An 11674-nucleotide genomic window follows, 5' to 3' on the forward strand; every position below is an offset into this window, starting at 1 on the left:
CTATGAGCTGGTGTCCTTCTCCACCGTGCCCTACGCCCAGGTCAAACGCCGGGTCCGCAGACAACAGCAACTCCTCGCCGGAGCCGCGGCCACCGTACTCGCCGGAGTGATCGCCGCCGGCGCCGCCGTGATCAAGCGGATGTCGTGACATGGAGGACCGCTCCGTCCTGACCCGCCCGGCAGCGGGCCCCGACCGGACGCTGCGGTACGGCGAGGACGCCGACCAGGTGATCGACCTCTGGCACGCCGGGGGACCCACGGTGGCACTGGTCCACGGTGGGTTCTGGCGTCCCGAATACGACCGGACCCACCTGCGTCCCATGGCGAACGCGCTACGCGAGGCGGGGTGGAACGTCGCCGCGATCGAGTATCGCCGCGAGCCCGGCCGCCCCGGCCCGATGCTGGACGACGTCCGGGCCGCGCTCGGCGCGCTCGACCCGTCGGTGACCGTCGGCCACTCGGCCGGCGGTCACCTCGCCCTGTGCGCCGCGCCGCCCGCGGCCGCCGTCCTCGCCCTCGCCCCGGTCGCCGACCTGCGGCTCGCGCACCGGCTGAACCTCGACGACGGCGCGGTGCCCGACTTCCTCGGCGGCCCGCCGGAGGACCGGGCCGACCTCGACCCGGTACGGCTGCCCGCCCGGCCGGGCCGGGTGACGATCGTGCACGGCACCGGCGACGAGCGCGTCCCCGCCGAGGTCTCGGAGTCCTACGCCGCCGCCCATCCGGCGACCTCCCTGGTGCCGGTCCCCGGCGCGGGCCACTTCGTTCTCATCGACCCGGAAAGCGACGCCTGGCCGATCGTCCGGCGGGAACTGGCCGCCCTCGTGTCCTCGTGATCCGTTTCCACGGCGGGCCGTACCGCCCGGGCAGGCCGGGCGGTACGGGGGAGGTCAGGGAGCCACCCGGCCGTTGGCGACGAAGGCCGCGTGGGTCAGGGGCATGAGGGCCGACCAGGCGGCCTCCATCTTCTCTGCGACCATCTCGATCTCCCGCTGCGGGAACGAGGGCACCCTGGCCTGCTCGTTCTTGGTGCGCAGCGACAGGAAGTGCATCAGCGAGCGCGCGTTGCACGTGGCGTACATCGAGGAGAACAGGCCGACGGGCAGCACGGCCCTGGCCACCTCCCGGGCGATCCCGGCCTCCAGCATCTCCTGGTAGGCGGCGTAGGACTGCCGGTAGGCCGCCTCCATCGCCTCGTTCGTGATCTTGTACTGCTCCTCGGTGCCCTCGACGAAGACGTACTTGCCGGGGCGGCCCTCCTGCACCAGCTTCCGTTCCGGCCCAGGAACGTAGAAGTCGGGCTGAAGCTCCCGATATCTCCCACTCTCCTCGTTGTAAGACCATCCGACCCGGTGGCGGTGAAATTCACGGAAGACGAAGATCGGGGCCTTGACCAGGAAGGTCATGGAGTTGTGCTCGAAGGGGCTGCCGTGACGGTCGCGCATCAGGTAGTTGATGAGGCCCTTGGAACGCTCGGGGTCCTTGTGGATCTCCTCGATGGACTGTTCCCCCGCGGTCGACACCCGGGCCGCCCAGAGCACATCGGAGTCCGACGCGCTGTGCTTGACCAGCTCGACGGTCACGTCGTCGAGAAAACGGGGCTGACTGTCGTCCACGGGCGGGACCTTCCTACGGCGAAAATCGGACGGGCCCAGCCTATCGCCGAGGTGAGGGGCCGCTTCTCCGACATGGCGTGCGGGCGCGAGGACACGGCCGGCGGGCCCGGGAGGTCACAGGCGGTAGATCCGGCGGGCGTTCCCCGAGCCGATCATGTGGGCCACCCGCGCGGCGTCCGGGACGCTCCACTCGCCTGCGGCCACCCGTACGGCCAGCGCCCCCGCCAGGCCCCGCCGGTAGTACAGCGCGCCCAGACGGCAGGTCTCGGCCACCCCGGAGCCCGCGGAGCCGAACAGCTGCTTGTGGAACGGGGCGAGTTCCAGCAGTTCCCCCATGACCGCCGCGGATCCGGCGGCGGTGCAGGCGGGAACGAGGCCGACGTCCACGTACACGTGCGGGAAGGCGGTGGCGAGGTAGGCCGTCTGGCGATGGAACGGGGGACGGTGCGGCAGGACGACGGGCACGCCGATGGGCTGGGTCGCCCGGATGAAGCCGGCCATCAGCGCCGGGTCGGCGCGGTGCGGGTCGAGATCGGGGGCACCGTAGCCGGTGTGGAAGCGCAGCGGCAGGCCGCGCTCCCTGGCCACGTCGACGGCCGCCCAGAGCAGGTGGCGCAGCAGTACGGGGTCGGTGAGCGGCTCCTGTGGGGCGGCGAGGCGCCGGTTGGCCGCGGCGATCACCGCTCCCCTGCTCGGCCGCGCCGGATCGAAGTCCAGGCCGTGCCGGCGGGCGATGATCGAGGTGAGGCCGACGGCGCGGGCCGCCTTGGCGGCGAGGTCGTCGTTGAGCTCGGAGATGTAGGCGACGCCGGAGACCGCGGAGGCCGCGACGCCCTGCTCGACCCGTTCGATCCGGACGACCTCGTCGGCCGCCGCGCCGCCCATACGGCCCATCTCGGCCGCCGACAGCAGCCCGGGCCCGCCGGAGCCGGTGTCGACGAGGAAGGCCACGATCCCCGCCGCGCGCAGCAGCCGCCGGTTCACCTCGGCCGCGCCCAGCTCGGCCCTGCGCGCCAGGTAGACGGCGGCGGGCACGTGGGGGTCCAGGTCGAGGACCGGCGCGCACCAGCGGCGCACCGCGAGACCGGCGGGGGTGTCGAAGTGGGTGGTTCCGGGCGGCGCGGGAGTGCCGGCCTCGGTGATCAGGGTCTCGAACCGGGCCCGTGTCAGGTCGTCACGACGCACCCCGTGGCAGTGGTGGTCGACCAGCGGGGCCAGCACGGCCTCCCCCACCGCGTCGGGCAGCCCGGCGGGCAACAGGTCATCGGCCCTCATGCCGTCTCCTCCACGAACCGCCGCGGCCGTGGGGCGGACCGGTCCCACCGGTCCGCCCCACGGCCTCATGCCAGGAGCAGCACTCTATGACCACGGAGTGTCACCGCGCGTGTTTTCTCCGCGACGCCGTGTTCTTCACGACGTTTTCCACGACGTTCTTCACGGCGCCTCAGGCGGAGGCGCGGCAGAGCCTCAGCACGTTGCCGATGATCCTGGCCCCGGCCCCGCCTTCGGCGGTGAGGATCGACTCGGGGTGGAACTGTACGGCGAAGCGCCGCCTGGCCACGTCCTCGATCGCCATCACCGCCCCGTCGGGGGTCAGCGCGGTGGCGGTGAACCCGACCACGCCCGGCTGCTTGGCGTGCAGCGAGTGGTAACGGGCCGCGATGAACTCCTCGGGCAGGCCGTCCAGCAGCGCGCTGTCCCCGATGCGCTTGACCTGGCCGCGCTTGCCGTGCTCGGGGTAGGACAGCAGTTCGAGCGTGCCGCCCGCCTGCTCGACCATGCCCTGCAGGCCCAGGCAGACGCCGAACACCGGCAGGTCGCGCTCGTAGAGCGCCTCGATGAGGCCCGACAGCCCGAAGTCCGAGGGCCAGCCGGGTCCCGGTGACAGCACCACGAGCGACGGCGCGATCTCGTCGATCATGCTCACCGGGAAGCCGTGCCGGAGCGTGACGACCTCCGCGCCCTGCTGGCGGAAGTAGTCGGACAGCGTGTTGACGAAGGAGTCCTCGTGGTCGACGAGCAGTACCTTCATCCCCTCCCCCGGCCGCTCGGCGGCCGGGGCCGGCGCGGCCTGGCCCTGCCCTGCCCTGCCGACCGCGGCCAGGGCGCCGAGCAGGGCGCTGGCCTTGAGCTCGGTCTCCCGCTCCTCGGCGTCGGGGTCGGAGTCGAACAGCAGCGTGGCTCCGGCCCTGACGGTGGCGACGCCGCCGCGGATCTGCGCGGTACGCAGGGTGAGGCCGGTGTTCATCGAGCCGTCGAAGCCGATGTAGCCGACCGCTCCGCCGTACCAGCGCCGGGTGGTGGCCTCGTGGTCCTCGATGAACTGCATCGCCCACGTCTTGGGGGCGCCGGTGACGGTGACGGCCCACATGTGGGTGAGGAAGGCGTCCAGCGCGTCGAACTCGGGGCGCAGCCGGCCCTCGATGTGGTCGACGGTGTGGATCAGCCGCGAGTACATCTCGATCTGACGCCGCCCGATGACCTGGACGCTCCCCGGGACGCAGATGCGGGACTTGTCGTTGCGGTCCACGTCGGTGCACATGGTCAGCTCCGACTCCTCCTTCACACTGGACAGGAGGGTGCGGATCGCCTCGGCGTCCTCGATCGGGTTGCTGCCCCGGGCGATGGTGCCGGAGATCGGGCAGGTCTCGACACGGTCGCCACTGACCCGGACGTACATCTCGGGGGAGGCGCCGACCAGGTGCTCGTCCTCTCCGAGGTTGAACAGGAACTCGTAGGGCGCGGGGTTGACCTTGCGCAGGCCGCGGTAGAAGGCGGCCGGGTCGGTGCAGGAGGCGTGGAAGACCTGGCCGGGGACGACCTCGAACAGGTCGCCGCGGACGAACTTCTCCTTGGCCGCGGCGACGACCTTGGCGTAGGTGCCCTTCTCCGGGTCGGTGGGAAGCTCGGCGGGGGCGGCGGGCAGCGGGACGCTCTCGCCCTCGCGGGCGAGGCCCCGCGTGGAGACGCCGTCCACGGTGAACTCGTAGCGGAACTCCTTGCTGGTCTCCCGCTTGCGGTCGATGACCATCACCCGGTCGGGCAGGTGCAGGACGAGGTCGCGCTGGTCCGCGGCCCGGGTGAGGACCTGCCTGATCGGCTCGAACTGGAAGGCCAGGTCGTAGCCGAAGGCGCCGTAGAGCCCGAGGTGCTCGTCCTCGCCGCGGAACATCGCGATCACCTCGCGGATCGCGGTGAAGACGGTGGGGCGGCGGCTGCGCATCTCCTCGGGGAGGATGTCCTCGGACTCGGCGACGTGGACCTCGACGTGGTCGGCGGTCGGCTCCCCGGTCGGCTTGCCGGCGGCCAGCAGGCAGGAGGCGACGGCGGGCAGGACGACCCGGCCACGGGCGTTCAGGGCACGGGCGGAGATCCTGCGGCCCCTGGCCACGATCTCCAGGCAGGGGTCGACGTAGGCCAGGTGCCACCGGCTGTAGCGACCGGGATACTCCATCCCGGAGGAGAGCACGCCGCCCCGGCGTTCGCCGAGCGTCGTGACGACGTGCTCAAGTACCGTCTCGGGCGCGTCCAACGCGGCGACCTCGACCTCTATGCCCCCGGCGGTGGTATATCCGCTCGTCTCCACTGCTGCCTCGCCCCTTTTGATTTCCTGATGCCCAAGGAGGCGGACGCAGAAAAGGCCGCCTCCAGGGCGGCCGTCTGTCTGCTCTCGCGAATGCGAAACCTGCGCCGCCTACAAGCGGCGCCACCACTGAAGGGTATTGGAGTATCGCATGTTCCAAAGCCTACCGGCGGCACATGTGATCATGCAACGTACTTGCGGCGCGGGCGCGACCGCCCGCGACGGAGCGGCCCGTAACAGGGCGATGAGCGGGGACGAGGCGACGGGCCGCCACACCCCCTCCTGCCCGGAAAAACTCCGGGGCCGGTCTTACCAGCCCTCCGCAGGCGTTTTACGTCTCCGCCCGTCCGGCGGCGACCGGTCACGCCGTGTCCGTCGTGACCGGTTCCGAGGCTTCCGGAGTGACCCTTCGCCCCGCACGAAGCTGACTTACCTGATGACGGGAACGCCGATCCGCCTTGACGGCGAATCGGCCGCTCCTGCCCCGCTTTGCGAGCCGGCCGGCTTCACCCCCGGGCTGAAGCCCGGAGCACTGCCGACGAACCCGGGTAGCCAGAACGCGTTCCTTTCTGTTACCAGTAGGAAGAAAGCACTGTTACCCGCAGGTAGGAAACCGGGCGAGGAGGTGCGTGTGGCGATCACATGGTCCCGGGTCGCCCACCGGGTCGCGGTCCAGCGCGACCTCCCGGTGCCGATGGCCGACGGGGTGACGCTCCTGGCCGACCGCTACGTGCCGGTCGGCGCGGTGCGGCCGCCGACCCTGCTGGTCCGCTCGCCGTACGGCAGGCGCGGGATGTTCGGGCTGGCCTACGGGCGGACGTTCGCCCGCCACGGATTCCAGGTCGTCCTGCAGAGCTGCCGGGGCGGGTTCGGCTCCGGCGGCCTGCTCGACCCGCTCGGCGACGAGCACGACGACGGGCTGGCCACTCTGGCCTGGCTGCGCGCCCAGCCCTGGTACGGCGGCAGCCTCGCGATGCACGGCCCCTCCTATCTGGGCTACACCCAGTGGGCCATCGCTCCGTTCGCGGGTCCCGACCTGAAGGCCATGGCCACCTCGGTGACCGCCTCCCAGTTCCGCGACGCCGCCTACGTGGGCGGGGCGTTCGCCCTGGAGTCATCGCTGATGTGGATCACGCTGACCGCCTCGATGGACGGCCGGTTCGGCGGGGCCGAGGCGTTCCTGGCTCCGCGCAGGACCCGGCGGGCGGCGCTGTCGGGGCGCCCCGTCGGGGAGATGGACGTGCTCTCCATGGGCCGGGGCCTGCCGTTCTTCCAGGACCTGCTGGCCCACCACGCCGCCCCCGAGGCCTACTGGGCCAGGCGCGACTTCTCCGCGTCGGTCGGCGAGGTCGAGGCGGCGGTCACCATGGTCGGCGGCTGGTACGACGTCTTCCTGCCCTGGCAGGTCAAGGACTACACGGCGATGCGGGCCGCGGGACGGCGGCCCCACCTGACGATCGGGCCGTGGTACCACGCGGACATCCGGCACGGCAGGGCGGCCAACGCCGACGCGCTGGCCTGGTTCAGGGCCCACCTGCTCGGCGACTTCTCGGGGCTGCGCGAGCAGCCGGTCAGGCTGTACGTCACCGGCGCCGACGAGTGGCGCGACTATCCCGACTGGCCGGTGCCGGGCATGCGGCAGCAGCGCTGGCACCTGCAGCCCGGCTTCGCCCTGTCCCCCCGCAATCCCGGGGGAGGCGAACCCGACCGCTACCGCTACGACCCGGCGCACCCGACCCCGGTGCTGGGCGGCCCGGTCCTGCTGGGCAACTCCGAGCCGCGTGACAACCGCCGCCTGGAGGCCCGGCGTGACGTGCTCGTCTACACGGGACCCGAGCTCCGCGAGGACACCGAGATGATCGGCCCGGTCTCCGCCGACCTGTACGTCAGGACGAGCAGCGCGCACGCCGACGTGGTGGTCCGGGTCTGCGACGTGCACCCGGACGGCACGTCCTACAACGTGTGCGAGGGGGTGCGCCGCCTGACGCCAGGCTCCCCGCAGGCAGACCCCGACGGCGTCCGCCGTGTCCAGGTGGAGCTGTGGCCGATCGGCCATCGCTTCCGGCGGGGCCACCGCGTCCGCCTGCACGTCGCGGGCGGCGCTTATCCCCGCATTGCCCGCAACCTCGGCACCGGTGAGCCCCTGAGTACCGGCAGCACGATGGTCGCGGTCGAGCACGAGGTCTTCCACGATCCGGCCCGTCCCTCCGCGGTCACGCTGCCGCTTCTGAACGCCTGAGCAGCGCCGCCCTCACGGGGCGCTCCGCGGGATCACCGGATCGAGTCGACGAAGCGCCACGCGTCGGCCTCGGCCATGCCGGTCTCCCCCCGGACGAGGAGAACGGCCTGCTCGGCGCGCCCGGAGGCCTTGAGGTCGCGGACACGCGCGGCCAGGTCGGGGACGCCACCGTGCGGGAGCCCGGCGGACGTCCCGCCCGGGTGGGGAGTCCGGGAGATCATGCCCGCGGCGAGATCGTCGACGTACCGCCTGGCCGCGGTGATGCCGAGGCCGGTCCGCTCGTGGACGAGTTCGACGGCCATGGCCCTCTGTCCCCGCTCCACGAGGGCGTGGGCCTGCTCCTGCAGTTCGAGCGGCACGAAGGGGAGGGAGAGCTCGGAGGGGCGGGCGGCGCGCCGTATGAGCAGGACGAGTCCGGTGACGACCGCGGCGAACATCAGGATGAGCATCGATCCGATGATGATTAATTCCGTTGGCCCGATATTTGGCATTCTCCGATCGTATGGCGATCCTCGTTAATAATCTTCCCCGTCTTTCCTGATTCGAGGAACGGTTCCGAACCTCCCCGCCTCGGCCATTCCCGCACCGCCACCCGGAAACGGGCTTTCACCGGGCACGGAACGGACCGCCGCAATCCCGGGGAGTCGTGTGCCGCCCCGTCACGGCAGGTGACCGGCCCGCCCGTCCCGCGCGGGCACGCCCCGGAGGACGGTGTTCGCACCGCCGCCGGCGACGTCACCGCGACGGCGAAAACCCTTGACCGTCTACCGCTCGCCGCGTCAACCGCTCCGTTCGGCGCTCGGTGATCGCAATGAAACAATCGCGTAATTACGCTTCCGGTCAAGCGAAGGAGTCAGCCGCCCCCGGCTGTCCACTCTCCACCTCGAGGAGATCGTGTTGACCACTCCAGAAAGTCCAGAAAAGGGCAGGAGCGACCGTAGCCCGTGGAACTGGCTGCTGATCGTGCCGATCATCCCGCCTCTGCTGCCCTTCCTGTACAACGCCGAGGATCCCCGGCTTTTCGGCTTCCCGCGGTTCTACTGGCTCCAGTTCGCCTTCATCGCCGTCGGTGTCACGTGCACGGCGGTCGTCTACCGGATGACCAGGCGGAGGCGGTGACTCCGTGAGCGCGCACCTGACCGAGATCGTCATCTTCTCCGTGCTGTTCCTGGGCGTCAGCGGGATGGGATTCGTGGCCGCGCGCTGGCGTCGTCCGCACAGCCTCGCGAGCCTCGACGAGTGGGGACTCGGCGGCCGGAGCTTCGGCTCGTGGGTCACCTGGTTCCTGGTCGGCGGTGACCTCTACACCGCCTACACCTTCGTGGCCGTGCCCGCCCTGCTGTGGGGGACGGGGGCGATGGGCTTCTTCGCGATGCCGTACACGATCATCACCTATCCGCTCGTGTTCCTGGTGCTGATCAGGCTCTGGTCGGTCTCGCACGTGCACGGGTTCGTGACGCCGGCCGACTTCGTCCGGGCCCGCTTCGGCTCCCCCACGCTCGCGCTGCTCATCGCGATCACCGGCATCGTGGCGACCATGCCCTACATCGCGCTCCAGCTCGTCGGCATCGAGGCGGTGCTGAAGTCGATGGGGGTAAGCGGGCACCTGCCGATCGTCATCGCCTTCGCCGTCCTCGCCGCCTACACCTACCAGTCGGGGCTGCGCGCCCCGGCACTGATCGCGTTCGTCAAGGACACCCTGATCTACGTCGTGATCCTGGCCGCCGTCATCGTGATCCCCTGGCGGCTGGGAGGATGGGGGCCGATCTTCGACGCGGCCGATGCCAAGTTCGCCGCCACGCCGACGCCGGGTGACGGGCTCCTGCTCAACGCCGGCAACCAGGTCCAGTACGTCACGCTGGCCCTGGGCTCGGCGCTGGCGATCTTCCTCTACCCGCACAGCGTCACCGGCGTGCTGGCTTCCAGGAACCGCGACACGATCAAGCGCAACATGTCGGCGCTTCCCGCCTACAGCGTGCTGCTCGGCATGATCACACTGCTCGGCTACATGGCCATCGCGGCCGGGGTGAAGCCGGTCGTGACCGCCGGGAAACCCGACAACAACACGATCGTGCCGCAGCTGTTCGACCAGATGTTCCCCGACTGGTTCACCGGTGTCGCCTACGCCGCGATCGGCATCGGCGCGCTGGTCCCCGCGGCGATCATGTCGATCGCGGCGGCGAACCTGTTCACCCGCAACATCTACCGGGAGTTCGTGAAGCCGGACGCGAGCGACGCCGAGGAGACCCGGGTCTCGAAGATCGTCTCGCTTCTCGTCAAGATCGGAGCGTTGCTGTTCATCCTGTTCCTGGACACCGGCTTCTCCATCGACCTCCAGCTCATCGGCGGCGTCATCATCCTGCAGACGCTCCCGGCGGTGGCCCTGGGCCTCTACACCCGCTGGTTCCACCGGGCCGGGCTGATCGCCGGGTGGGTCGCGGGCATGAGCACCGGCGTCCTGCTGCTCTACGACATCGGCAACCCCGCCACCGGAAAACTCCACTTCGCCGGGTCCGCCTTCCCTCTGGAGAACCTGGGACTGAGCACCAAGGTGACGGTCTACGCGGGCGTTCTCGCCCTGGCCGTCAACCTGCTCGTCGCCGCCGCCGGCACGATCGTCGCCCGCGTGGGCAAGGTCGCGGAGGGCCACGACTCCACCCGTCCCGACCACTACGTGGCCGACGAGGGCGACCCTCGGATCAAGGATCTCCGCCTCACCGCCTGACGGCCCGCAGGGTTCACACCCGGCACAGCCCGCACACTCGGCACGACCCACATCCGGTACGGCTCGCACTCCTCGACGGGTGTGAGCCGCCCCATAACCGCCCGAAACGATATCGATCGGCCGATTTTCTAATAACCCTAATTTCCTACCTACTTAGTTGACAAATACCGGAACGGCGACCTACCTTGATGGCGTGACCCTCCCGCTGTACCTCACGACACGTGGTCACGTGGACCTCTGCCGCGTGGCCAGCGCGCTGTGTCCTTCCACCCGGCCTCGATCCTGAAAGATCCACGTTTGGAAGGAACCGCACATGTCATCACTCGTCATCATCCCCGTGGCCGGACGCATCGGCGCCGAGATAACCGGCGTCCGGCTCAGCGGCGAGCTGCCGGCCGAGACCGTCCAGGAGATCCGCGCGGCGCTGCTCCGCCATAAAGTGATCTTCTTCCGCGGCCAGGAGCACCTCGACGAGCAGAGCCAGGTGGACTTCGCCGCCCTGCTCGGCCCCCTGACCGGCGCCCACCCCACCGTCCCCGCGCTGAACGACGGCTCCCCCATCCTCGACCTGGACTACAGCAACGGGCAGAAAGTCGACCGGTGGCACACCGACGTCACCTTCGTCGACCGTCCGCCGCTGGCCTCCGTACTGCGGGCCGTGGTCGTCCCTCCGGCGGGCGGCGACACCCTGTGGGCCAACACCGTGGCGGCCTACGACCACCTTCCCCCGCAACTGGCCGAACTGATCGACGGCCTGCGCGCGGTGCACACCAACCAGTTCGACTATGCGAGGGTCGCCACCTCCGACAATCCGGAACGGACCCGCGAGTACGCCGAGGTCTTCGCCTCCACGACCTTCGAGACCGAGCACCCCATCGTGCGCGTCCACCCCGAGACGGGCGAGAGGTCGATCCTGCTGGGCGACTTCGCCAAGCGAATCGTGGGTCTGCCGGGTGACGTGTCGGCCTCGGTGATCCGCCTGATCCAGGAGCAGGTCACCCAGGTCGAGAACACCGTCCGCTGGCGCTGGTCCCCCGGCGACGTCGCCATCTGGGACAACCGGGCCACCCAGCACCGGGTCGTGCACGATTTCGGGCAGCAGTCACGGCGGCTGCACCGCGTCACCGTCGCAGGCGACGTTCCGGTCGGCACCGACGGCCGCCCGAGTGAGGTGCTGTCCGGCGACGCCTCGGCCTACTCCCCCATCGTCACCGTCACCCCGGTCGCCGCCTGAGAACGGCCACCACATCCGGATCGGGCAGGTACCCACACATCCCCGCCCCTCCTGATCAAGCCCGCCCGGCTCCTCCTCCACCGGGCGGGCTTACTTTCATGTAGGCGAACAGCGCTCTGCTCCCACCGCCTACGAGACGTCCCCAAACGCTCTACCGCCCGCGAGACTTCTTCACAGCGCCGGTACGGCTCCTCCCACGCTCTGCACCACCGCCTCCGCTCTGCACCACCGCCTCACGAGTCCTCCCACGCTCTGATTCACCGCCTCACAAGGCGTC

Annotated in this window: 10 protein-coding genes; 6 read left to right on the forward strand and 4 right to left on the reverse strand. The window is 70.5% G+C overall.

The genetic code is table 11. The features are described 5' to 3' along the window. Positions 1-149 precede the first annotated feature (149 nt). Entirely contained in the window at positions 150-836 is a 687-nt protein-coding gene (locus tag AB0N02_RS46780; RefSeq protein ID WP_363961565.1) for an alpha/beta fold hydrolase, read from the forward strand. A 54-nt stretch (positions 837-890) separates the two neighbouring features. Here AB0N02_RS46780 and thyX read toward each other — a convergent pair whose 3' ends face one another. The 3 genes from thyX to AB0N02_RS46795 all read right to left on the reverse strand — a co-directional run bounded on the left by thyX (position 891) and on the right by AB0N02_RS46795 (position 5202). Next, entirely contained in the window at positions 891-1616 is a 726-nt protein-coding gene (gene thyX, locus AB0N02_RS46785; RefSeq protein ID WP_363961567.1) for an FAD-dependent thymidylate synthase, read from the reverse strand. 114 nt (positions 1617-1730) lie between these two features. Further along, complete coding sequence (locus AB0N02_RS46790) at positions 1731-2891, reverse strand: amidohydrolase family protein (RefSeq protein WP_363961569.1); 1161 nt, start codon at positions 2889-2891, stop codon at positions 1731-1733. A 169-nt stretch (positions 2892-3060) separates the two neighbouring features. Next, positions 3061-5202 (reverse strand): anthranilate synthase component I, encoded by a 2142-nt coding sequence (locus tag AB0N02_RS46795; RefSeq protein ID WP_363961571.1) that lies wholly within the window; start codon positions 5200-5202, stop codon positions 3061-3063. Between the two features lie 628 nt (positions 5203-5830). On the opposite strand from AB0N02_RS46795, the gene AB0N02_RS46800 reads away from it, so the two are divergent. After that, a complete protein-coding gene (locus AB0N02_RS46800; RefSeq protein ID WP_363961573.1) occupies positions 5831-7438 on the forward strand; it encodes a CocE/NonD family hydrolase in 1608 nt (535 codons plus the stop codon). Between the two features lie 32 nt (positions 7439-7470). Here AB0N02_RS46800 and AB0N02_RS46805 read toward each other — a convergent pair whose 3' ends face one another. Beyond that, on the reverse strand, positions 7471-7887 hold the full coding sequence (locus tag AB0N02_RS46805; RefSeq protein ID WP_363961575.1) for a hypothetical protein: 417 nt from the start codon (positions 7885-7887) through the stop codon (positions 7471-7473). A 445-nt stretch (positions 7888-8332) separates the two neighbouring features. On the opposite strand from AB0N02_RS46805, the gene AB0N02_RS46810 reads away from it, so the two are divergent. The 4 genes from AB0N02_RS46810 to AB0N02_RS46825 all read left to right on the forward strand — a co-directional run bounded on the left by AB0N02_RS46810 (position 8333) and on the right by AB0N02_RS46825 (position 11397). Next, complete coding sequence (locus AB0N02_RS46810; protein WP_363961577.1) at positions 8333-8557, forward strand: DUF3311 domain-containing protein; 225 nt, start codon at positions 8333-8335, stop codon at positions 8555-8557. Positions 8558-8561: 4 nt separating this feature from the next. Continuing rightward, a complete protein-coding gene (gene mctP, locus AB0N02_RS46815; RefSeq protein WP_363961579.1) occupies positions 8562-10163 on the forward strand; it encodes a monocarboxylate uptake permease MctP in 1602 nt (533 codons plus the stop codon). 193 nt (positions 10164-10356) lie between these two features. Then, complete coding sequence (locus AB0N02_RS46820; protein ID WP_363961581.1) at positions 10357-10449, forward strand: putative leader peptide; 93 nt, start codon at positions 10357-10359, stop codon at positions 10447-10449. A gap of 27 nt (positions 10450-10476) precedes the next feature. Then, positions 10477-11397, forward strand: coding sequence for a TauD/TfdA family dioxygenase (locus AB0N02_RS46825; RefSeq protein WP_363961583.1), 921 nt, complete (start codon positions 10477-10479; stop codon positions 11395-11397). Positions 11398-11674 lie beyond the last annotated feature (277 nt).

Origin of the sequence: Streptosporangium sp. NPDC051022 (assembly GCF_040683035.1) — a bacterium.
In the GTDB taxonomy this organism is placed as follows: Bacteria; Actinomycetota; Actinomycetes; order Streptosporangiales; family Streptosporangiaceae; genus Streptosporangium.

Coding starts and splice junctions, on each gene's coding strand:
- AB0N02_RS46780 (WP_363961565.1), top strand. CDS start 150: ATGGAGGACCGCTCCGTCCTGACCCGCCCGGCAGCGGGCCCCGACCGG.
- AB0N02_RS46790 (WP_363961569.1), bottom strand. CDS start 2,891: ATGAGGGCCGATGACCTGTTGCCCGCCGGGCTGCCCGACGCGGTGGGG.
- AB0N02_RS46825 (WP_363961583.1), top strand. CDS start 10,477: ATGTCATCACTCGTCATCATCCCCGTGGCCGGACGCATCGGCGCCGAG.
- AB0N02_RS46805 (WP_363961575.1), bottom strand. CDS start 7,887: ATGCTCATCCTGATGTTCGCCGCGGTCGTCACCGGACTCGTCCTGCTC.